Genomic DNA, 21713 nt, shown 5'->3' with positions numbered 1-21713 from the left:
CCTACGACGCTGGAGCTGTCACCCAGCGATCGCGGCTTACACATATCAAGGAATGCGCCGACGATGCTGCGGCCAATTGTTTGTCGCCAACCCTCATTGGATATCAGGCTGGACAAAACGGTGTATCCGGGACTGTGTCCGTAGGCCCCTGCTCGAGCACTTCGATCCTCAAGGGCGATTACGATTTTCGTCCATCGCGCCACAGTTCACAGGCTCGAGCACGCTGACGGTTAGGCAATGGCTGAGCACGCAATCCTTGAACGATCAGCGGTTATTCGGCGAGCAAGTCCTGCGTCTATTCGGAGTGCCGTAGCATGGAAATCCATGATCTCGTGAAGGAGTTCGCGGATTGTGTGGCAGCACAAGCGGCGGCGATAGCTGAAGCGGATCCGATTAGAGGAAACAAATTCGCGAGGCAGTACATCGCGGCCTTTGAGAAACTGCGCTCGACCGGTGATAGTGGGCGAGATGCGCTCGCAGTACTGCTTGAGGATGGTCGTCAAGAAGTCAGGGTGATGGCGGCTGCCTATCTGCTGAGACATTGTGAGGATAAAGCGAAAGCTGTACTAGAAGCGGAATCGGGCGGGAGCGGTCTCGTTGCTTTCGGCGCAGCCCAAGCGCTGCAGCGTTGGAAGGAAGGAACGTGGGCGCTTGATCCGGAGTGATCGCAACTCCGACAAAGAAAGCACTCTGACCGCCCGCCACGCTGCTTGCGAAGTTGCGCATCGCTTGAGCTGCGCGCCGCTTCTTGCGCGCCTCGCTCGGCCCTGCGGCTTGTCGCTTGCAACGCAAGCAGCGCGCCGGGCTGCGGCAGTGTGCGTCGGCAGCTTCGGTGAGCTCGGTGGAATGACTCGGTCAGCACCCGCGAGGACGCGCGTGCTGAGAGTGGTTCAACTAATCGTGCCGCCATGCGCGAGACGTTCTTCGCTCCTTCACGCCTTCGCGCGCTGTTGAGGATGCGTGTTCGGTGAACGCGAACGGCGGGAACCGTGAATCGCGATGCTTCTGGCAACCAGTCATAGACTGTGACCGGTTCAGCGCCTCGGCCTCGGCGCGCGCCAGCGGAAACATGAAATCTTCCGGGAAGCGCTCGGCGTTGCGCTCGGCCGTTTCATCTCGGCAGACCCGTACGTGCAGGCGCCGTTCAACTCGCAGAGCCTCAATCGCTATAGCTACACGTTCAACAACCCGCTGAGCAATGTCGATCCCACGGGCTATGCGTGCGGCAGCATCATGGAGATCATCGATAACCAGCTGAGCGCGGTACCCCAATTTTGCCCATACCCTGATCTGCCAACCTTTCCGACCTACGATCTGGGTGGCACAATTGGGGGACCGGGCTACGGCGGTGGGGCAGGGGAGGCTGGCACTACTGCCGATAGCACAGTGGGTGGGGTCAATGGTGCGCAGTGGGAACCACCGATGGAGGAGCCACTCCGCGGAGGATTCTCAGATCTTCTGAGACAACTCAACGAGTGGACTAGCCCGCCTCGATATGTCACCGAAGATGGCCGGGAAATTCCGCGCGTTACCGGAATGCCTCCGCTGCCTGGCGCGATCGTTCGGGCAACCAGCGCAGCCAGCGCTCAGAACATCGTGAATGGCGTTCGGCTTTCAGGGCAGCTCACGGTGTCGGAAGCAACTTCCGTATTCACTACCGGCGGACGACTTAGCCAAAGAGCCATAAATGGTGCCATCGAAATCATCCCGGCCGGTGCGCTCGGAAATCCCGCGATTCCTGCGGGCTTCGCGAAGTTCACGACCGAAACGTTCAAGAGCCCCGCTGGGCCCTTTCAAGTTCACTTCTACATGAATCCGGCCACGCGAGAAGTCTTCTATGGGCTCGACTACAAGGTCATCTTCAATAGCGGTCTTTGATCAATGAAAGTCCGATGCACACGACTGCTGGATGCGCCGCAGAGACAGTCTTCTTGGCTAACTGTTGGAAGGATTTATGACGTGCTGTCCGTGGTCTTCGATGCTCATGGTCGATGGCTGTTGCGATTGCCGAGTGACTCTTACCCTGGCGTTGGACTCTTTCCTATAGAGCAGTTCGAGGTTGTAGACGCGAGCGTTCCTAGCTGTTGGATCGTCACGTGGAACGCCAACGGCGTCTTCGAGCTTACAACTCAGGACTGGAGCAATCCGGGGTTTTGGGAAGCGTATTTCGACGGTGATCCGAGTGCGCAGGCAGCATTTCAGCGCGACGTGCATCGAATCATTCAAGCGAGTGAGAGTGGCGGCGAGTAGCACGTGGGCCTCACGTCGCGCTGCTTGCTGCGTTGTGCTTCGCTTCAGCTGCGCGCCGGGCTGCGGCAGTGGAGCGCTGAGGTGCGGGCAGCTTCGGTGAGTTGAGTGGACTGAGTCGGTCAACACCCGCGAAGACGCGCGTGCTGGGAGTTGTTCCACTGATCGTGCACTCAAGCGCGATACATCTACACTTCTTCACACGTCGGCGCGCCGCTTGCGTGCCCGATCAAGACCCCCATCCCCCTGGAAGGGGGCTTTAGGCGGGCATCGGACACAACGCTCAGAAAATATGCGCAGCGGCGAAGCGCCGCAGTTTTATGCCCGCCCATCGCTGCGCGGCGCGCCTTCGCTCACAACCGTTGTGAGCTGCATGTGCGCCGCTTCGCACCCCTGTTTAGTCGCTTCGGTGCTGGCAGAACGGAAGCACCAGAGAACGGCTAAAAGAAATGCGCGAGGCCGATGGCTGCGCGGCACTTCTCGTCGAAGTCGGCGGTAAAGCCGATGCCGCAGCGCTCGGGCGGGGGTTCATCAGCTCGCGGATGGTCTTGAGAATCCCGGTGATGGCTTGACCGTGCGTGGCGAACTGGCGAGTGATGCGTGCTTCCAGTTCGTCGAGGCGTCGGGCGAGGTGTCTGATATGGCCTGTTCTGTCAACGAAGGGCGCGGACTATCCTTCGCTGAGGCGATGATGAGTTTGGCCCGAGGGTTACATTGGACGGCGCTGACAGCGAGCGAGCAACGCGACGTGCGGTCGATGGCTGCGACGATGGATCACTCTGATATCCGCGGGTTGGCTACCGCATTTCATCTCTTCTTCGCGGGGCTGCCTCGCTCTAGGAGCGGGGATCATCACACGGATGCCCACATAGAACGTTCGAGGATTCCCCTCATCGGTTCCGCACATCGCGTTGCCGGCTCGTTGTCAGGTGTGGTTCGGTTCAGCGTTAGGGACGCCCTCCGAGAACGCATCGCCAAGGAACGTAACTGCTTACGCCGATGCCGGGGTGAGCTGGCGGGCGATGTCCCAGATGAAGCCCGCCAGCTCCCGAGCGATCGCCACGCACACTTTGTTCTGCGGCAAGCGGCGCATGCTCAAGTGTGCGAAGCGCCGGGTCAGGCGCAGCTGCGCACGCCAAGCGATGTCGCGGCTGGCTTTGGACTGACCTTGCTGGCGAACCTCCAGGACGCGACTGATCGATGCGCGGTGGCGGTAATTCCAGGCGGCCTCCACCAGGATGCGCCGAGCATGTTTGTTTCCTGTCTTGGTGATGGGGCCCTGATGGCGAGACTCGCCGCTGGAGTACTCCGAAGGCACCAGTCCCAAGTAAGCCATCAGTTCACGTGGATGAGAGAAGCGGCGCGGGTCACCGACTTCAGCGACGAAGGTCACGGCGGCGACGAAGTCAAAGCCGCGCAGACACATCAGCGCCTTGACCAGTGGATTCATGCGCCAGTGCGCGCATTGTTCGCGCAGTTGCTCCGTGAGGCGTTCCACGCGCTCGTGGGCTTCTTTGACCGCTTGGCGATACTCTTCGAAGGCGATCTGCTGCGCCGAATGCGCGAAGCGGATCGTGCTCAAGTGCCGCTCGTGCGCACCCGTCCAGGAGGTTTTCCCCTGGTGGGCATGCCCATGACGCAGCAGCATCGCTTTGAGTTGCTGACGCGCCCGCAAGCGCGCAACGCAGGCATCCTCGCGCGTGCGCGACAGATCCCGGATGGCCTCATCAGAGGTATCGGGCATCACCACCGAGACCAGATTGCCAGCGCGCGATTCTCGCGCCAGCAGCAACGCATCACGTCGATCGGTTTTAATCCGCTGCTCAGCGGGACTGCGGGCAATTCGAGCCGGTGCGATGACGTCGCAAGTCCAACCGTGCGCACGCAAGTGACGCGCCCAGCCATAACCGCACGGGCCGGCCTCATAGACCACCAGCGTGCGTTCGGCGCGGCAGACCCCTCGCAAGGTCTTGCACAGCGTACTCATCGACGACGGAACTGTGCCTACAAAGCGTGGTGCTTGCCGCCCGGCTTCAGCGACCGCGATTGCAACGGAGTTCTTATGAACGTCCAATCCGACAAAGGAAGTGATAGCCTCTTTCATGGTCTGTCTCCTTGCAGTCTGACGCCCTCGGGCGCTCTGCATGTGGCTCGGCGCATTCGCCTGCGCAACCCACGATACGGGAGACAGACCCCTCCCTCTAACCGCTGTTTTCCTCTTCATCGCCTGACTCCGAACGGATGCTCAGGCCATGATGTCTAGAGAAACGTATGAGCGACCCGGATTTTTATTTGGCATCTTCCGAGGGATACGATCTAGAAAGTCCCCGACGGGCGTGGCGCGTCAGGCGATTGTCGACAGACGGACGAGATGATCTGCTGCTGTTAAAAATTGATCCACCTTTGTTGGGGCAGAAGTACGGCCTCGGAAGCCGCGACGTCGACATGGTGCTGGTTGCTACTCGATATCGCGGCAGCTCGTTGTTCCCGATCAACGAGTGGCCGATCTTTGTGCATGTGGCGCGCCCGTTAGTCGAGCATCCTGAACTCAGGGACGATCTGCGCTCCGACGAGTTTGAGTCAATCGCATGGGCTGAGTTGTATCGCACTGAGAGCGATGCTCACTCGAAGGTGATGTGAAATCTGTCGTGACCCAGCCGATGATGAAGAAGCGCACAGAATCGACGCAGGTCTCACAGCTCCGTTTTTTGGGGGGACAAGACGGAGTGCCCGAGCGCGAACTTAAGGAACGATTAATCGAATACTTCCGGCACAGCAGGAGTGTGGAGGCCGCCTACTTGGCGCAGGTTACCTACGGCGGCTCTGCAGTAAGCGTCGCTCTCTGCCTGACACCGTCGGGCGGTCACGATAGCGATGTAGTTCAGCATGCTGGGAGAATCTTTGCGTCGATGTTCGGCCCCCCACGAGCACATGGATATTGTTTTTGTAGATCGGAATCAGGAATCGAAGCTTGCCGGTGTCTGTGCTCCGTTCTTCGATCGCAGGATCAGATAGTTCCGAACAGACGCACTCCGACCACCCGTCCCGCGCTTGCTGAGTTGCGCTTCGCTCTGCGCAGCGACTTTGTCCGCCCTGCACGAGTACGGTGTGTCGCGGTGCCGGGGAGGAGATCCCCCACCCCGGCACTGCGAACCACCGAGCCTCTTACTCCACTGCGACAACGACCACCGACTTCGGCGGCAATTCAACCCGCAGCTCATTCCCTTTCTTCGACGCCTTGAACGGCGCCGGCTTCACAGCCTCAGGCTTATCAAACGTATTGCGTGCATCCAACGCGGCCGCAGTGAGGATGCGACCCGAAGCAGACTTCACATTCACGCCATTGATCTTCGTAGACACCGAAGCGCCCTTATTCGGATCAACGTTCGTAAACGCAATCTGCAACTTGCCATTCGCATCACGCGCGGCCGACACCGATACCTGCGGCAGCGACCACTCGCCGCGCGAATACGTTGGCGACTGAACTTCCGCCGGCAGAGACGTTGCGCCCTGGAACGGGATGTACATCTCGAACACGTGATACGTCGGCGTGACCGTCATCTTCTCCTTGTCGGTGAGGATCATCGCCTGCAGCACGTTCACCATCTGCGCGATGTTCGCCATCTTCACGCGGTCGGCGTGGCGATGAAAGATGTCGAGTGTCAGCGATGCCACGAGCGCGTCACGCAGCGTGTTCTGCTGATACAGGAAGCCCGGGTTGCGGCCCGCTTCCGGGTCGTACCAGGTGCCCCACTCGTCGACGTACAGGGCGACCTTCTTGTCCGGGTCGTGCTTGTCCATGATGGCCGAGTGCTTGGTCACCAGCTCTTCCATGCGAACGGCATGCTTCAGCGTCGATGCCCAGGCATCTTCGGTGAAGCCGATCGCCGGGCCTTTGTTCTCCCAACGGCCAGGGAAGGTGTAGTAGTGCAGCGAGTAGGCATCCATGTGCTTGGCCGCTTGCGACAACATCACTTCCGTCCAGTGATAATCGGCGACATTTGCGCCGCTGGCGATCTTCACCGGGGTGTTGTCCTTCGGCGCTTTCACGAACGTCTGGAACTGCTTGTAGAGGTCCACGAAATATTCCGGCCGCATGTTGCCGCCGCAGCCCCAGGTTTCATTGCCGATACCGAAGTACGGCACCTTCCAGGGTTTTTCGCGGCCGTTCTTACGGCGCAGCTCGGCGAGCGTCGATTTCGTGTCGGAGGTCATGTATTCGACCCACTCCGCCATTTCCTGCGGGCTGCCCGAGCCGACGTTGCCGGACACGTAAGCGTCTGCGCCGATCAGTTCGGCGAAATCCAGGAACTCGTGCGTGCCGAAGGAGTTCGGCTCTTCGACGTTACCCCAGTGCGTGTTCACTTTCACCGGCCGCTGATCGCGCGGGCCGATGCCTTCGCGCCAGTGATATTCGTCGGCAAAGCAGCCGCCGGGCCAGCGTACCACCGGCACTTGCAGTTTCTTCAAGGCCGCGACGACGTCGTTGCGATAGCCGCGCGTGTTGGGAATCGAGGAGTTTTCACCTACCCAGATGCCTTCGTAAATGCCATGCCCCAGGTGTTCGGCGAACTGGCCATAAATATTGCGATCGATCTTGGCGCCCGGTTGGTTGGCTTGAATGGTCACCGAGACGGCCGTCGATTCGGCGGCACCGGCAGTGAAAGGAACCAAACTGAGCGTCGCCAGACCGAGCGCGGCGGTCAGGCGGGAAGCCCCCTGGAGAATCGGCATCTTGTTGTCCTCTATTCGATGAAGGGATCGACGACGGAGCGCCGGCCGGCCATGAATGCATCGGCGACCAGGCGGAAGGCGGCGAGATCGACGTCCATGCGACGCTCGCGAACCAGCGGGGCGAAACGCGCGTACAGATTCGCGTATTCGCGATCCGGTGCGGACACCGTTTGTTTACCGCCGACGTGCATGACCGAGCCGCCTTTGGCAAGCAGCAGGTGGCCGTCGTCGGTTTCGATGTCGATGTCCCAGCTCTGCGGGCCGGTCTGGCGGAAATCGAATTCCGCGCGCACCGGCAAACCGCCTGGACCTTGCAAGGTCAGTTCAGCGGCGATGGGCGTTTCACAATTCGAGGGAAAGTGCAGCTCGGCGTCCTTCAACACCAGAGGCTGCGGCAGGATGCGAGTGATGATGGACAGCGCGTTGATGCCAGGATCGAACACTCCGAGCCCGCCTGCTTTCCAGATCCACGCTTGGCCCGGATGCCAGACGCGGACGTCTTCCTTCCAGATCACCTGCACTTTGCGAATCGTTCGGCCCGCGAGCCACTCACGCGCCGGCTCGACCGCAGCGGCTTCGCGCGAATGCCAGGTAGCAAACAGCGCGAGCTGCCGTTGTTGTGCCATGTCCATCAGGCCCGCGACTTCATTCAACGTCGCGCCCGGCGGCTTCTCCAACATCACATGTCGATTCTGCTCCAACGCATAGCGCGCGATGTCGTAACGAACCTGCGGCGTGCAGCACAACGAGACTGCCTCGATCTGCGGCTGCTCGCGCAGCAAGGTCTCGATATTCGGATAGGTGGGCGTGCCTTCGAGCTTGCTGTTCGGGCTGGCGACCGCGACCAGTTGGTAGTTCGGATTGGAGGCCAGCGATGGCAGATGTTGATCGCGCGCGATCTTGCCCAGACCGACGATGGCGAGTTTGATCGGGCTCATGGGTTACAGCGCCTTGACGGCCACGGACGGTGATTCACTGCGTTTCAGAGGATTGCGCAGTGGCAGACGGAACGGCGGCGCCTCGATTTCGAACACATCGCCTTCCTTGGTCTGAATGCCTTCGGAGAACGACAACGTCGCCGTGCCAAAGAAATGCACGTGCACGTCGCCGGGCCGACGGAACAATCGATACTTGAAATGATGATGTTCGAGGTTCGCGATGGTGTGCGACATGTTGGCTTCGCCGGTGAGGAACGGCTTTTCCCACAGCGTCTTGCCATCGCGAAGCACGCGGCTCATACCGCGCACGTCGGCAGGCAAATCACCAACCAGCAGTTCGGCGCCCAGCGCGGCATGGCGCAGTTTGGAATGCGCCAGCCACAAGTAATTGCCACGCTCGGTGATGTGATCCGAGAACTCGTTGGCCAGACAGAAGCCGAGACGACGCGGATTGCCTGCGGCGTCGATGAGATAAATGCCGGCGATCTCCGGCTCTTCGCTGCCGTCGAGCGCGAAGTCAGGTGAGGGCAACGCCTCACCTGTGCCGACCACGCAGGAGCCGTCGCCCTTGTAGAACCACTCGGGCTGCACGCCGACCTGGCCGGCGGCAGGTTTGCCGCCTTCCAGGCCCATGTTGAACATGCGCATCGAGTCGGTGAGCGTGCCACCGGCGGCGGCCTTGTGCATCTTGTCGCGACCTTCGGCCGAGCCGAGATGCGTGAGGCCGGTGCCGGTGAGATACAGGTGCGCAACGTCCGGATGATCGATTGGGGCGAGCAGGCGATTCCACGTCTGCAGCTCCTCCAGATCGAGCCGTTCGTCGGAGAGTCGCGCGGCTACGCATTTCTCCAGCGAGGTGCCGCTGTTCAGGGCCGAGTGCGCCAGCTCGTACGTGCTGACGCAATCTTTCACTTTACGAGCGACGCCACTGTCGTCGATGGCGGCCACGCACCGCTGCCCGTCAGCAGCGCGCACCTGTATCAAACGCAAACTCATCTGTTAACTCCGGTAAACGCCGTCGAATCGATGTGGCAGCGAAGCTTGAGCGTCACGCTTCAGCGCCGGCGGCAGCAGTGCGTCTGGGATGTCCTGATAGCAGACCGGGCGCAGGAAACGTTCGATGGCGAGCGTGCCCACCGACGTCGTGCGGCTATCGGAGGTCGCCGGGTAGGGGCCGCCATGAACCATGGCATGCGACACCTCGACACCGGTCGGCCAGCCGTTCGCGAGGATGCGACCCACCTTGCGTTCCAGCGTGGGCAGGACTTTCTGCGCGACCGCGTAATCCTGCTCGGTGACGTGCAGCGTCGCAGTCAGCTGGCCTTCGAGTTTCTCCAGCGCGCCGATCAGCTCTGCCTCGTTGGCGCAGCGGACGATGACGGAAGAGGCGCCGAATACTTCTTCGGCGATTTCCGTCGTGAGCGCGCTGGCGGGAACAGAGAACAATGCGCCACGGCCGCAGTTCTTGCCTTGCGTGTCGCTACCGCGCGCAATCGTCTTCACGCCTTGTTGATTGGCGAGGCGATCGACGCCTTTCTGGAACGCATCGAAGATGCCAGCAGTCAGCATGACCTGGGGCGCCGTGCCGCCGAGCGCTGCGGCCGCAGATGCGATGAATGTGTCGACGTGCGGGCTGTCGATCGCGAACACCAGACCGGGGTTCGTGCAGAACTGACCCGAGCCGAGCGTGAGCGAGCCGACGAACTCTTTGCCGAGCGCTTCGGCACGAGCGGCGAGCGCACCGGGCAACAACAACACCGGATTCACGCTGCTCATTTCAGCGTACACAGGAATCGGTTCAGGACGAGCCGCGGCAATCTTCATCAACGCCACGCCGCCACCGCGGGAACCCGTAAAGCCAACGGCCTTGATGCGTCGATCGGCGACCAGGCCCGCGCCCAAGTCGCGCTTATCGCCGTTCAACAGCGAGAACACACCAGGGTGCAAGCCACACTGAGCGACGGCTTCAGTGATTGCTTGTGCGACCAGCTCGCTCGTGCCCGGATGGGCCGAGTGACCTTTGACGATGACTGGGCAGCCGGCCGCGAGCGCGGAGGCGGTATCGCCACCGGCGACAGAGAACGCGAGAGGGAAGTTGCTGGCGCCGAAGACGACGACCGGACCGAGCGGCACTTTGCGCTGACGCAGATCGGCGCGCGGCAGCGGCTTGCGGTCGGGCATCGCGGGATCGATGCGAACGCCTTGCCAGCCGCCCTTGCGCAACTCATCGGCGAACAGACGCAGCTGGCCCACTGTGCGGCCGCGCTCGCCCGTCAGACGAGCGAGCGGCAGACCGGACTCCGCATGAGCGCGTTCGAGCAGTTCATCGCCCAACGCCATGATGCGATCGCCGATGGTCTCCAGAAATTTCGCACGCGTTTCGCTATCGAGAGCGCGGTATTGATCGAAAGCATCGCTGGCCAGTTGGCAGGCGCGCTCCACTTCGGCGGCGCCGGCCGAGCTGAAGGGCGGCTCGAGCAATGAGGCGGTGGTGGGGTTGGCCGCGCGAAAGGTTTGTGCGGTCGCGACGCGTTCGCCACCGATGAATAGCTGACCGGTCAGGGGCATGGGAGATTCTCCACCTAAACTTGTTCCGTGATTTACTCAGACATTATCCCAGTTGCGCCATGGCGGGCAATGCCGTGGCGCCCCGGGGGCGAGGTAGCGCTAACAACGCCTGCGGCATTAAGGCATCCGAGGCGGGGTATCAGCAAGACCATGCCACGAAAGGTGAGGGGCCCGGGCGCAAAATCCATAGCCTGGGGGCAGCTCCTGCACATCCATGTGCCCGCTGCATTCGGGCGTCCTGCCCAGCAGCGCCTCGAGGGAGCGTTATTTCAGCTGCGAGCCGAAGTCGCAGACTTGGCAGGTTTGGCTTTGCGCGAGTTGGTCGTGTCCAGCTGCGCCAGCTCGACCAGATTCAACATCGCCGCGTGCGCGGCCTTGGGGTCGGAGGCTTTGACCGCCTCGTACACCTTTTGATGATCGGGAATCGGATCGCGGCGCAGCGGGTTGTGGCGCTGTTTGAAGATCGTGGTCCACGACACTGCGGCGCCGACGCCGCTGGTCAGTGACACGATGAAAGCATTGCCGCTGGCGCGCAGCATCGCGGAATGAAATTCCTGGTCGGCAAGGCGACCGGCCTCGCTGGCCAGCGTGTGTGAGGCCATGCCTTCGAGTGCTTTTTCCATGGCTTGCAGCTCTTCGTTGGTCCGACGCAAGGCCGCGAGTGCGGCAGCCTCGGGCTCGACGATCTTGCGCAACTCGAACAGGTTCGCCAGCAGCGTATCGTCCGGCTCGAACTCGAAAATCCAGGAGAGCACGTCGGGATCGAGCATGTGCCAGCGGGCTTGCGGGCTGACGCGCGTGCCCACTTTCGGTCGCGATTCCACCAGGCCTTTCGCTGCAAGGATGCGGACCGCTTCGCGATAGGCGGTGCGCGACACTTGCAGCCGATCGCTCGCATCGATCTCGCCGTTGAGGATGTCGCCCGGCTTGTAACGTCCCGAGACGATCAGCACTCCCAGATCCCGCGCGATGGTTCCATGCAGCCGCAGCGACTTGCGGCGCGCCCGTGCATTGGCCCTCGCCGCAGACGCTGATGATTTTTTGCTCGACATCGATGATTTCCTCGCGACACGGACAGGTCTATGCCCGGCGCCCTTTACTTAGACAGTAGTTTACGCACGCCGGCGCCCGATTTCGCAGGATCTGCTCTGATTTACAGCGAAGCGCGCATTGCGATTGCGTTCGCCGCTCGGCGCTCTGCAAAATGCAGAGCCGATTTGCCTGACAAATCAAAAATCGTTACCATGAAATTGTCTGAGTAATATGACTCAGGTGGACGAATTTCAACGGGGGGGATCCATGCACAGCTGCGACGGTGGGTCGAGACTCACGTGCGGAACGTGAGTGTTCACAGGCGCGACCTGTTACGCGCCTCGCTGCTCATGGGCTCGACGCTGGGCTTGTCCGCCGGCGTCTGGGCCAAAGCCCGTGCCGATGAGCGTCCAGCCTCGCTCAACGATCGACTGGCTGGCGACATTGCGCCCGTGCACGACCCCTGCATCATCAAACAGGGCAATACCTATCATCTGTTCTGCACCGGGCAGGCGCACGATCCTACCGGCCTGTTGCCCTGGCGCACGTCGCAGGATCTGGTCAACTGGAAGCTCCAGGGCCGTGTGTTCGATGAGATTCCCAAATGGGCGCAGCAAGCAGTGCCCGGCACTCGCGGCACATGGGCGCCGGATATCGCGTACTTCAACGGGCAGTATCACCTGTACTACTCGTGCTCGACGTTTGGCTCGAATCATTCGGTCATTGGTCTGGTAACCAACAAAACGTTGGATCGCACGTCCAGGGACTTCAAATGGGAGGATCGCGGTCTGGTGGTGAAGTCCGAGCGTGGCGATGACTTCAACGCCATCGATTCCAACCATCTGATCGACCGCGACGGCAAGCACTGGCTGTGCCTCGGGAGTTTCTGGAGCGGCATCAAAATGTTTCCGCTCGATCCCGCAACCGGCAAGCTGTTCCCGAACGACTCGCGCAAATATTCTCTCGCGTCGCGGCCTGCGCCGGAGAACGCGCCAGGCGCGATCGAGGCGCCGTTCATGATCGAGCGCAACGGTTACTACTACCTGTTCACGTCATTCGATTACTGTTGCCGAGGCGCGAGCAGCTCGTACTACATCGTCGTCGGACGCTCGCGAGATGTGACCGGACCCTACGTGGGGCGCGACGGTAAGTCACAAATGGCCGGCTATGGCACGGCGGTGATTCAAGGCAGCCGTCGCTTCAGGGGGCCAGGGCATCAGGCAATCCTGAGAGAAGGCGATCGTGACTATCTCGTGTATCACGCGTACGACGCGGAGCACGACGGCCGGCCGACGCTGCGCATTGCGCCCATCGAATGGACCGCCGACGGCTGGCCTTCGCTCGTCTGACCAGTCACCAATCATTAGTCACCCGTCACTTCTCATGCCTGGCATCGAGCTAAAGAACGTCACCAAGACCTTCGGGGCCGCCACCGTCATCGACAACGTGTCGCTGAGCATCCGGCCGCATGAATTCATGGTGTTCCTGGGGCCGTCGGGCTGCGGTAAGTCGACGCTGTTACGCATGATCGCTGGCCTGGAGTCCGTCGATGCCGGCGAGATCTGGATTGGCGACCGCCGCGTCGATCAGCTGGCGCCGGGCGAGCGACGCGTCGCGATGGTGTTTCAGCACTACGCGCTTTACCCGCACATGACGGTGCGGGAGAACATGTCGTTCGGCCTGCGTAATGTGCGACTGCCTGAAGCGGAAATAGAAAAGCGGGTCGACGCCGCGGCCAGGATGCTCGAGATCACGCACCTGCTGGACCGTAAGCCTGGCCAGATCTCCGGCGGCCAGCGCCAGCGAGTCGCGATCGGTCGGGCCATCGTCAAAGAGCCGCAGCTGTTCCTGTTCGACGAGCCGCTGTCCAACCTCGATGCCGCGCTCCGTGTGCGCACGCGCCTGGAGATCGCGCAACTTCATCAGCGCGTGGATGCGGCGATGGTTTTCGTCACGCACGATCAGGTTGAGGCGATGACGCTCGCACATCGCATCGTCGTGATGAACAACCGCAAGATCGAGCAGATCGGCACGCCGATGGAAATCTACTCGCGACCCGCGACCACGTTCGTCGCGGGTTTCGTCGGCACGCCGGCCATGAACTTCTCGCCGGTCGAGTTGAGCGATGGGCCGAACGGCTTCGTCTCGGCACGGCTGCCAGACGGCGCGATTGTCACGACGCGCATCGACAAATCATCGTTGCCCGCGTCCAAGTCGTTCAAGCTGGGTATTCGCGCCGAGTCGCTCGATATCTGTCCGGTCGGGCAGGGCGAGACCGCGGGTGTTGCGCAGTTCGTGGAGCGCCTGGGTGATCGCACGCTCGTGTACGTAAAGCTGTCCGATGGCTCAATCATCGTGGCCGAGGATGCCGGCAACAGCCGCGTCGCGCTGAATGATCGGGTCGGCGTGAAGTTCGACGGCGGCGGCGCGCATCTGTTCGACGATCAGGATCGCGGCCATCACGCCGTGCTGGACGGGAGCACAACGTGAGCACCGCGGCTGGTCAGTTGACCGAGCTGGGCCAGGCGCGCGCTCAGCCTGCGCGCGCCGGTGCGCAGCAAAGCCGCTGGGGGCACATGCTCTATGTGGCGCCGTTCCTTTTCTTGTATGTGACGTTGCTCGTCTATCCCCTGTTCGCAGGTTTCTGGTTGAGCCTGCACAAGGCGGACTTCTTTGGCGGCAGTCGCTTCGTTGGCTTCGAGAACTTCGTTCGCTTGTCCAACGACAAGGTCTTCATCGGTGCCGTCGGCAACACGTTCTACTTCATTCTGCTGACCGTGCCGGCACTCGCGATCATTGGACTGGGATTGGCGCTGGCGCTGAATCGCACGACACGCACCGCTGCGTTCCTGCGCGGGGTGTTCTTCTCGTCCTCGGTGCTGTCGGTGACGATCGTGACGCTGCTGTGGAAAGTGGTGTTCGCGCCGGACGGCGGGTTCCTCGCGAATCTTTTCGAAGCTTTCGGCAAGCAGCCGGTTGCGTTCCTGAGTGACGCCGATCTCGCGCTGCCTGCAATTGCGATTACGACGATCTGGTGGTGCATCGGTTTGCCGATGATGCTGTTCCTGGCGGCGCTACAACAGGTGCCGCGTGAATTGTACGAAGCCGCGGCGCTGGACAATGCCGGGCGATGGAAGACGCTGTGGAGCGTCACGTTGCCGTCGATCCGCCGCACGTTTGCGCTGGTCGTCATCATCGAAGTGGTGTTGCAATTCCAGCTGTTCGGTCAGGCGTATCTGATGACGCAGGGCGGACCGAACAATGCGTCGCGTCCGCTGGTGCTGTTCATTTTCGAAGTGGGCTTCACTCGCTGGGACGTGGGCTACGCGGTCGCTGCGGGCCAGATCCTGTTCGGCCTCATTGCGATCGCCGCGATGGCTCAGTACTTCGTCGCGCGTCGCAAGGAGGCGTTCTGATGACGACGCAGCTCGCATCCGGCGCCGTCGGTCGCGGTCTCGGCGATCGAGTGATTCTCGCGGCGACGATCGCGCTCGCCATCGTGATGGTCCTGCCCATGCTGTGGGCAGTCGGCCTGTCGATGAAGACCAATGCCGAACTGCTGGTCGATACCAACTCGGTTCTGAAAGCGCCGTGGACGCTGCGGAACTACTACGACATCTTGATCGGCTCAGGGGTGTTCCGCTGGCTGCTCAACAGCATCATCGTGTCGGTGGGCATGAGTCTGGGCGTGCTCGCGCTCTCGTCGCTGGCCGGCTATGGCTTCGCGCGCCTGGAGTTTCCGGGCCGCAATGTGATCTTCGTGCTGGTGCTGTGCGGCTTGGCGATTCCCGAGCAGGCGGTGATCCTGGTGCGGCATCAGCTGTTCAGCGATCTCGATCTGCACAACACGTATGCCGGCTTGATGTTGCCGGGCATGTCGGCCCCGTTCGGCGTGTTCCTGATGACTCAGTATTTCAAGGCGATTCCAACCGAGGTCGATGAAGCGGCGATGCTCGACAACGCGTCGCGCTTCAAGATCTTCTGGCGCGTGCTGTTGCCGATGACGCTGCCAGCGCAGGCGACGCTCGGCATCTTCACGTTCCTGCATGCGTGGAACGACTACTGGTGGCCGCTGGTGTCGGGCACCAACGAGCAGATGTACACACTCACCGTCGGCATTGCCTCGACGCAAATGAACTTCGCGGAATCGGCGGGCCTCGGCTACTTGATGGCGCAGGCGGTGTTCGCCGGGTTGCCCATCCTCATCGTCTATATGTTCTTCCAGAAGTACATTGTGCGGGCAGCTTCCGGAGCGGCGACATGAGGCGCCTGCTTGCGTCCCTGCTGGGCTGCGTCGTGCTCGCGAGTTGCGGCGTACATCAGGCGCCGAACGAGATCGTCGTGCAACGGTTCTTCGGCACGTGCAAGGCCGAGTATGGCAGCCGCACCGATGTCGAGAACGCGGAAGGCGAGTGCGGCATCATGACGACGCTGATCAACGAGTTCAGCGTGCGCAATCCCGATGTGAAAGTTCGAGTGAGCCCGGTGGCGTGGCCCGGATATAACCAGTTGGCCGCGCAGCTCGCGTCTGGCGATCCGCCGGATCTGGTCACGATGCACCTGTCGGCGATCTCGGATTATCAATCGAGAAAGTTGCTCGAGCCGCTCGGCAAGGATCTGCGTGCGGTCGGGGTGGATCCGAATGGCTTCACTGCGGCGAGCCTCGCGAGTGTCAGCAAGCAGGGCGAGATCTACGGCTTGCCCATCGATAACTGGGCGCCGCTGTGGCACATCAACATGAACTATTTCCGGCAGGCCGGCCTGGTGAAGGATGGCAAGCCCATCCTGCCGCGCAGCCCGGAGGAATTGCTGGCACAAGCACGGCAATTCAAACAAGCCACGGGCAAACCGTATTTCGTGCAAGCGCTGGCGAATGAGCGAGCCGCCTACAGCCGCAATCTGTACACGCTGTTGATGCAGCAGAACGTCGATTTCTTCGCGGATCCGCAACGCGTGAAGCTGCAGTCGCCGGCAGTGAAGCAAGTCCTGGAGATGTTCCGGCAAATCTACGTCGAAGATCTGACCACGAAGAATCAAGACTACGCGGCTGCCACCAATGGTTTCATCAATGGTGCCGGTGGCGTGTATCTGGTGGGCACTTGGATGATTGGCGATTTCGATGCGGAGTCGCGCAAGTTGGATCGGCCGCTGTCGAATGGCTACGCCGTCATGCCTTGGCCGCAACTCTATGGACGCGACGCTACGTTCATCGACGGTCACGCGTGGGTGATGCCCGCCAAGGACCGCACGCCGCAGCAGCGCGACGCGATCTTCCGATTGCTGAAGTTCGTCGCCGACAACGACTTTGAGTGGTCGCGCACCGGCCATTTGCCCGCGTACCAGGCGGTTATCGAGAGCGAGCGCTTCAACGCGCTGCCTCATCGTAGCGAGATCGCGAAGATCTCCTCGACCGGCGCGCCATTGCCTTCCGCCGTACAGCGACAGTTCCCTGTGCAAGACATCATCGGCGAGGAAATGGCTGCCGCCATAACCGGCCACAAAACCGTCGACGCCGCGCTCGCCGATGCCGAGCATCGCGTCAACGATCTGCTGTTTCATCTTCTGTAGCTCACTGGATCATCGTCATGCTCACTTCACGCATTGTCGTCGACCGCGACTTCGTCATCTCCGAACTCGACCGGCGTGTGTTCGGCACCTTCGTCGAGCACATGGGGCGCTGTGTCTATGGCGGCATCTACGAGCCCGGTCATCCCACCGCGGACAAGGATGGCTTCCGCCAGGACGTGCTGGAACTGACGCGCGAGCTCGGCCCGACGATCGTTCGCTATCCCGGCGGCAATTTCCTCTCGGGCTACAACTGGGAAGATGGCGTGGGTCCGAAAGAGCAGCGTCCGACGCGGCTCGATCTCGCGTGGGGCTCGACCGAGACCAACGAGTTCGGCACGAATGAATTCATCACCTGGTGCCGCACAGCCAATGTCGAGCCGATGTTTGCGGTGAACCTCGGCACGCGCGGGCCGGATGACGCGCGCCATCTGCTCGAGTACTGCAATCACCCGGGCGGCACGTACTACTCGGATCTGCGGCGTTCGCATGGTTACGAGCAGCCTTACGGCATCAAGTTCTGGTGTCTGGGCAATGAGATGGATGGTCCGTGGCAGATCTGTCAAAAAACCGCGCAGGAGTATGGCCGTGTCGCAAAGGAAACCGCCAAGGTCATGCGTTGGGTCGACGGCGATCTGCAACTGGCCGCGTGCGGCTCATCGCAGCGTGCGATGCCGACTTACGCGTCGTGGGAATACGAAGTGCTCGACCACTGCTTCAACGAGGTCGACTTCATCTCGCTGCACGCGTACTTCCGCAACGACAGCAATGACATCAAGGAATTCTTCACCGTCATCGAAGACCTCGACTCCTTCATCAAGGAAGTCGCCGCGATCGGCGATGCCGTGGCCGCCAAGCGACGCTCGCCAAAGCGCATCATGCTGTCGCTGGACGAGTGGAACGTCTGGTACAAGGCGCACTCGCCGGCCGATCTGCGTAAGCCGGGCTGGCCCAAGGCGCCGCCACTGATCGAAGAGATCTACAACTTCGAGGACGCGCTCGTGGTCGGCGGCGCGCTGATCACCATGATCAACAACGCCGATCGCGTCAAAGCGGCGTGCATCGCGCAACTCGTCAACGTCATCGGTCCGATCATGACCGAGACCGGTGGCGCGGCCTGGCGTCAGACGATTTTCCATCCGTTCGCGCAGGCTTCGCGTCATGCGCGCGGGCAGGTGTTGCGTGCGAAGGTGCAGTCCGAGACGTTCTCGACCAAGACGCATTCGAATGCGGCGCTGCTGTTGTCGAGCGTCATTCATGACGAAGCGACCGGTGCGGTGACCATCCTTGCGCTGAATCGCAGCACGACCGAATGAAGAAATGCAGTTGGAGGTCGAGCTGCGTGGCCTGGGCGAGGGTCGCAGGGTGGCGATTGCCAGCGAGCTGCATCACAGCGACATCAAGGCGGTCAACAGCAAGGAGTCGCCCAACGCCGTCGCGCCGAAGGAGCGCACCGATGTTTCCATCAACAAAGGTGTGGTCAGCGCGAAGCTGAAGCCGCTGTCCTGGAACGTTATCGTCACCACCCTGGCGTAAGGAGCTCGCCCATGCTGCTGCGATCTGTATTGTTTGGAACTCTGGTCATGGCGAGCCTGGCCGTGGAAGCCGCGACGCCGACGGTCAAGACTTTCGGTTTGGGCGACGTCGAACTGCTGGACAGTCCGTTCAAGCAGGCGATGGAGCGCAATGCCGAGTATCTGCTCAGCCTCGATGCGGATCGTCTGCTGCACAACACGCGCAAGTACGCGGGCCTGAAGCCCAAGGGCGAGTTGTACGGTGGCTGGGAGTCGCGAGGCATCGCTGGTCACACGCTCGGTCACTATCTGACGGCGGTGTCACAGCAGTACGCGTCCACTCGCGATCAGCGTTTCAAACAGCGGCTGGATTATCTCATCGGCGAGATGGCCGAGGCGCAGCGCGCCTACGGCGATGGATATGTTGGCGCGCTACCTGAGCTGGAGTTGTCGACCATGCGCGGCTTCAAGCAGGGCAAGGTCGAGAGCAAGGATGCCTTTACCTTCAAGGATGGCGCTTGGGTGCCCTGGTATACGCAGCACAAGGTGCTCGCCGGGGTGAGAGATGCATGGACGCTGGGCGAAAGTGCACAAGCCAGGGACGTGACATTGAAGCTGGCGAACTGGGTGGATGACATCACCGCCGGCCTGACGCCCGAGCAGCAGCAAACGATGTTGCAGGTCGAGCACGGCGGCATGCGTGAAGTGCTGTTCGATATCTACGGGCTGACCAAAGACGAGCGGTATCTGAAGACCGCGCAGCGCTTCGAGCACCGTGCCATTCTCGATCCGCTGCTCGCCGGGCGTGACGAGCTGCCCGGCAAGCACGCGAACACGCAGATCCCGAAAGTCATCGGCGCCGCACGCGGCTATGAGGTGGCAAATCAGTCGGAGGGGCGGCCGATCGCCGAGAACTTCTGGAAGACTGTCGTCCACAATCACTCGTGGGCCATTGGCGGCAACAGCGACGGCGAGTTCTTCTTTTCGCCGAACGCAGCTTCGGAGCATTTGAGCGCCGCTACGGCGGAGACCTGCAATACCTACAACATGCTCCGACTCACCGAGCGATTGTTCGGTTGGCAGCCACAGGTCGAGTACGCCGACTTCGAGGAACGCGCGCTTTACAACCACATCCTGGCTTCACAGGAGCCGAAGCAGGGCATGTTCACGTACTTCATGTCGCTCAAGCCGGGTCACTTCAAGACCTACAGCACGCCGCATGAGTCGTTCTGGTGCTGCGTGGGCAGCGGCATGGAGAATCACACCAAGTACGGCGCGGCAATCTATTTCCACACGCCTGATGCGCTTTACGTGAACCTGTTCATTCCGTCGGTGCTGCGCTGGCAGGAGCGCGGCCTGGAGTTGCGGCAGAACACCCGGTACCCGAACGAGAATCGAACTTCGTTGACGGTCGCTAAAGCGCCGCGCGGGCCGCTGTCACTGCGAGTTCGTGTGCCCGCCTGGGCATCGGGCAACGCTACGCTGAAGTTGAATGGCAAGGCGGTCGCGGTCGATGCGAAGCCCGGTTCATACGCGACGCTGCAGAGGCGATGGAAGAAGGGCGATGTGCTCGAGGTGACGGTCCCGACCTCGGTGCGCACCGAGCCCCTCCATGGATCCAGCGATCAGTTCGCGTTCGTGTACGGGCCTGTCGTTCTTGCCGGCGATCTCGGGCCGGCGCCGGCGGTGCCGACGGTGCCGTATGCGAAGGAGCAGCAGGCGAATTTCAAAGCCGAATCGGTCGCAGTCCCGGCACTGGCCGGAAATCCGCAACAGCTGGCCGCCGGGTTGCGTCGGGTGCCGGGCAACGAGCTGGCCTTCAAGCTGACGACTGGCGAGCCTCGCCAGGAGGTGACGCTACGGCCGTTTCACGAGCTGGACTACCAGCGATACACGGTTTACTGGAAGACGGCGCCCGCTAACAGCGCCGAATGACTACTGACCTTCGTTGACCTCATCTACCGTCGTCTGGCCGGTCCAGCGACGGTAGAGATGGGCCCAGGCCATGCCGATGGCCATGATCAGCGCCAGCACCACCAGACCGATCCAGGTCAGTGCGTTGGTGTTGTCCAGGCTCACCCAGCCCCACGACGCGACCAGCCAGATCAGTGCGGCGCACAGTGCCAGTGCCAGCACCATCCCGAACAGGCCGATGGACTTCAGCGTCGCGCCCAGAAATACGATCCAGCCGATCAGCAGCAGGATGCCGAGCACCGCTTCGACCGGCGAGATGCTCGGAAAACCGTCAGCGACCATGTGTACATACGAATAGCCGCTCGGGTTGAAGGTCAGCAGCACGAGTATCAACGACAGTGCTACCCGCACCAGAAACCCGCTGAAGCTCAAATCGTTCACGTTGTGTCCCCTCGCCGCGAAGAGTGAAGTATCGACGAGGTGGCCGGCCCTGTGAAGCGGCGCGGAAATACCCGCGGATCGCCTCTCCGTGCGCGTGCCACGGCACGCCATACATGGTCGCCGCTACATCAGTCCGTTCCGTGAAAAACTCTGCGCCGTAGCGATGAAAGCGATTTGCGCAAAGCTGCACCTTTTGACGGCGCAACGTGCTGGCAAGCAGTGGCAATCTGCGAAACAAATATTGGAACTAAGCTGCGCATAAAGTAACGAGAAATTCATTTTCCACGGTCAACGAATTGAATAGCCGAACTCGACAACCGCAATGGATTCATGTGTCATCCCAAAACAGGATTTGTATATTTCAGGAATAACAACGATGGAAGCTCGGGATTGTGATCAAGCACGAAAGCCGCGCATATTTCAAAGCTCTCGGGGCGCACGTCGCGATGTTGCGCAAATCCAGGGGCATGACCCAGGCGGAACTGGCACGCGCCATTGGGGTATCACAACAGGCAGTCTTTGCCTACGAGCTCGGCGAGCGCCGGGTGTCGGTGCTCATCCTGACCAAGATCGCGAAAGTGTTTACTGTCTCGGTCGAGGAAATGGCGGGCTTGTCCAAGCCTCCGCGCATTCCGAAGGGGCGCTTGTCGCCCCGGGCGATGCGTCACGCGGAGCGATTGCAGGCGCTGAGCAAGACGCAGCAGCGCTTCATCATTCGTATTCTCGACGTGCTCGAACAAAGCAACGCACGTTAGAGACC

General features: G+C 61.3%; 18 protein-coding genes and 1 pseudogene. 11 read left to right on the top strand and 8 right to left on the bottom strand.

Features of this window, described 5'->3' with window-relative positions; genetic code table 11:
- The first annotated feature begins 314 nt into the window (after nt 1–314).
- Entirely contained in the window at nt 315–665 is a 351-nt protein-coding gene (locus D0550_RS01210; RefSeq protein WP_116807264.1) for a DUF2019 domain-containing protein, read from the top strand.
- 229 nt (nt 666–894) lie between these two features.
- On the opposite strand, the gene D0550_RS37070 is transcribed toward D0550_RS01210, so the two are convergent.
- The gene (locus D0550_RS37070; protein WP_116807263.1) at nt 895–1071 is read right to left on the bottom strand and encodes an ORF6N domain-containing protein; all 177 of its coding nucleotides are present in this window, start codon (nt 1069–1071) and stop codon (nt 895–897) included.
- 60 nt (nt 1072–1131) lie between these two features.
- Here D0550_RS37070 and D0550_RS01200 point away from each other — a divergent pair, with 60 nt between their 5' ends.
- Complete coding sequence (locus D0550_RS01200; RefSeq protein WP_206606024.1) at nt 1132–1878, top strand: RHS repeat-associated core domain-containing protein; 747 nt, start codon at nt 1132–1134, stop codon at nt 1876–1878.
- 1360 nt (nt 1879–3238) lie between these two features.
- On the opposite strand, the gene D0550_RS01190 is transcribed toward D0550_RS01200, so the two are convergent.
- The gene (locus D0550_RS01190) at nt 3239–4351 is read right to left on the bottom strand and encodes an IS110 family RNA-guided transposase (RefSeq protein ID WP_116807260.1); all 1113 of its coding nucleotides are present in this window, start codon (nt 4349–4351) and stop codon (nt 3239–3241) included.
- A 167-nt stretch (nt 4352–4518) separates the two neighbouring features.
- Here D0550_RS01190 and D0550_RS34560 point away from each other — a divergent pair, with 167 nt between their 5' ends.
- Nucleotides 4519–4887 carry a hypothetical protein gene (locus D0550_RS34560; protein ID WP_153066990.1) on the top strand — a complete coding sequence of 123 codons (369 nt, stop codon included), beginning with the start codon at nt 4519–4521 and terminating at the stop codon, nt 4885–4887.
- Between the two features lie 525 nt (nt 4888–5412).
- Here the strand turns inward: D0550_RS34560 and D0550_RS01180 are convergent.
- The 5 genes from D0550_RS01180 to D0550_RS01160 all read right to left on the bottom strand — a co-directional run bounded on the left by D0550_RS01180 (nt 5413) and on the right by D0550_RS01160 (nt 11539).
- Nucleotides 5413–6981: an alpha-N-arabinofuranosidase gene (locus tag D0550_RS01180; RefSeq protein WP_116807258.1), complete on the bottom strand. Its 1569-nt coding sequence runs from the start codon at nt 6979–6981 to the stop codon at nt 5413–5415.
- A gap of 11 nt (nt 6982–6992) precedes the next feature.
- Entirely contained in the window at nt 6993–7919 is a 927-nt protein-coding gene (locus D0550_RS01175) for a Gfo/Idh/MocA family protein (protein WP_116807257.1), read from the bottom strand.
- 3 nt (nt 7920–7922) lie between these two features.
- Nucleotides 7923–8915, bottom strand: a complete 993-nt coding sequence (araD1, locus tag D0550_RS01170; protein ID WP_116807256.1) for an AraD1 family protein — start codon at nt 8913–8915, stop codon at nt 7923–7925.
- Between the two features lie 3 nt (nt 8916–8918).
- Nucleotides 8919–10487: an aldehyde dehydrogenase (NADP(+)) gene (locus D0550_RS01165; protein ID WP_116807255.1), complete on the bottom strand. Its 1569-nt coding sequence runs from the start codon at nt 10485–10487 to the stop codon at nt 8919–8921.
- 269 nt (nt 10488–10756) lie between these two features.
- The gene (locus tag D0550_RS01160) at nt 10757–11539 is read right to left on the bottom strand and encodes a FadR/GntR family transcriptional regulator (protein WP_116807254.1); all 783 of its coding nucleotides are present in this window, start codon (nt 11537–11539) and stop codon (nt 10757–10759) included.
- A gap of 330 nt (nt 11540–11869) precedes the next feature.
- Between D0550_RS01160 and D0550_RS01155 the strand changes: the two genes are divergently transcribed.
- The 7 genes and pseudogenes from D0550_RS01155 to D0550_RS01125 all read left to right on the top strand — a co-directional run bounded on the left by D0550_RS01155 (nt 11870) and on the right by D0550_RS01125 (nt 20533).
- Nucleotides 11870–12868 carry an arabinan endo-1,5-alpha-L-arabinosidase gene (locus tag D0550_RS01155; protein ID WP_116807253.1) on the top strand — a complete coding sequence of 333 codons (999 nt, stop codon included), beginning with the start codon at nt 11870–11872 and terminating at the stop codon, nt 12866–12868.
- A gap of 34 nt (nt 12869–12902) precedes the next feature.
- Nucleotides 12903–14009 (top strand): ABC transporter ATP-binding protein, encoded by a 1107-nt coding sequence (locus D0550_RS01150; protein WP_116807252.1) that lies wholly within the window; start codon nt 12903–12905, stop codon nt 14007–14009.
- Nucleotides 14010–14095: 86 nt separating this feature from the next.
- Nucleotides 14096–14935 (top strand): carbohydrate ABC transporter permease, encoded by an 840-nt coding sequence (locus tag D0550_RS01145; protein WP_116807311.1) that lies wholly within the window; start codon nt 14096–14098, stop codon nt 14933–14935.
- Nucleotides 14935–15783 (top strand): carbohydrate ABC transporter permease, encoded by an 849-nt coding sequence (locus D0550_RS01140; protein ID WP_116807251.1) that lies wholly within the window; start codon nt 14935–14937, stop codon nt 15781–15783. The genes D0550_RS01145 and D0550_RS01140 overlap by 1 nt, the downstream gene beginning before the upstream one ends.
- Nucleotides 15780–17087 carry an extracellular solute-binding protein gene (locus tag D0550_RS01135; protein ID WP_116807250.1) on the top strand — a complete coding sequence of 436 codons (1308 nt, stop codon included), beginning with the start codon at nt 15780–15782 and terminating at the stop codon, nt 17085–17087. The genes D0550_RS01140 and D0550_RS01135 overlap by 4 nt, the downstream gene beginning before the upstream one ends.
- Before the next feature lie 17 nt (nt 17088–17104).
- A pseudogene (gene arfA, locus D0550_RS36300) lies at nt 17105–18620 on the top strand (arabinosylfuranosidase ArfA).
- A gap of 11 nt (nt 18621–18631) precedes the next feature.
- The gene (locus D0550_RS01125) at nt 18632–20533 is read left to right on the top strand and encodes a glycoside hydrolase family 127 protein (RefSeq protein ID WP_116807249.1); all 1902 of its coding nucleotides are present in this window, start codon (nt 18632–18634) and stop codon (nt 20531–20533) included.
- Here D0550_RS01125 and D0550_RS01120 read toward each other — a convergent pair whose 3' ends face one another.
- Nucleotides 20534–20953, bottom strand: coding sequence for a DUF6524 family protein (locus D0550_RS01120; RefSeq protein WP_116807248.1), 420 nt, complete (start codon nt 20951–20953; stop codon nt 20534–20536).
- A 392-nt stretch (nt 20954–21345) separates the two neighbouring features.
- On the opposite strand from D0550_RS01120, the gene D0550_RS01115 reads away from it, so the two are divergent.
- Complete coding sequence (locus tag D0550_RS01115; RefSeq protein WP_116807247.1) at nt 21346–21708, top strand: helix-turn-helix transcriptional regulator; 363 nt, start codon at nt 21346–21348, stop codon at nt 21706–21708.
- The last annotated feature ends 5 nt before the right edge of the window (nt 21709–21713 follow it).

The sequence above is a fragment of the Steroidobacter cummioxidans genome (assembly GCF_003104955.1).
The sequence above is the reverse complement of the archived record's forward strand: the minus strand, read 5'-3'. Positions and strand labels throughout refer to the sequence as shown.

Bases quoted from the DNA above. Each gene is read 5' to 3' on its own strand.
- D0550_RS01150 (WP_116807252.1), top strand. From the start codon at position 12,903: ATGCCTGGCATCGAGCTAAAGAACGTCACCAAGACCTTCGGGGCCGCC.
- D0550_RS34560 (WP_153066990.1), top strand. From the start codon at position 4,519: ATGAGCGACCCGGATTTTTATTTGGCATCTTCCGAGGGATACGATCTA.
- D0550_RS01190 (WP_116807260.1), bottom strand. From the start codon at position 4,351: ATGAAAGAGGCTATCACTTCCTTTGTCGGATTGGACGTTCATAAGAAC.
- D0550_RS01125 (WP_116807249.1), top strand. From the start codon at position 18,632: ATGCTGCTGCGATCTGTATTGTTTGGAACTCTGGTCATGGCGAGCCTG.
- D0550_RS01140 (WP_116807251.1), top strand. From the start codon at position 14,935: ATGACGACGCAGCTCGCATCCGGCGCCGTCGGTCGCGGTCTCGGCGAT.
- D0550_RS01145 (WP_116807311.1), top strand. From the start codon at position 14,096: ATGCTCTATGTGGCGCCGTTCCTTTTCTTGTATGTGACGTTGCTCGTC.
- D0550_RS01135 (WP_116807250.1), top strand. From the start codon at position 15,780: ATGAGGCGCCTGCTTGCGTCCCTGCTGGGCTGCGTCGTGCTCGCGAGT.
- D0550_RS01160 (WP_116807254.1), bottom strand. From the start codon at position 11,539: ATGTCGAGCAAAAAATCATCAGCGTCTGCGGCGAGGGCCAATGCACGG.
- D0550_RS37070 (WP_116807263.1), bottom strand. From the start codon at position 1,071: ATGTTTCCGCTGGCGCGCGCCGAGGCCGAGGCGCTGAACCGGTCACAG.
- D0550_RS01210 (WP_116807264.1), top strand. From the start codon at position 315: ATGGAAATCCATGATCTCGTGAAGGAGTTCGCGGATTGTGTGGCAGCA.
- araD1 (WP_116807256.1), bottom strand. From the start codon at position 8,915: ATGAGTTTGCGTTTGATACAGGTGCGCGCTGCTGACGGGCAGCGGTGC.
- D0550_RS01155 (WP_116807253.1), top strand. From the start codon at position 11,870: ATGGGCTCGACGCTGGGCTTGTCCGCCGGCGTCTGGGCCAAAGCCCGT.
- D0550_RS01180 (WP_116807258.1), bottom strand. From the start codon at position 6,981: ATGCCGATTCTCCAGGGGGCTTCCCGCCTGACCGCCGCGCTCGGTCTG.
- D0550_RS01175 (WP_116807257.1), bottom strand. From the start codon at position 7,919: ATGAGCCCGATCAAACTCGCCATCGTCGGTCTGGGCAAGATCGCGCGC.
- D0550_RS01165 (WP_116807255.1), bottom strand. From the start codon at position 10,487: ATGCCCCTGACCGGTCAGCTATTCATCGGTGGCGAACGCGTCGCGACC.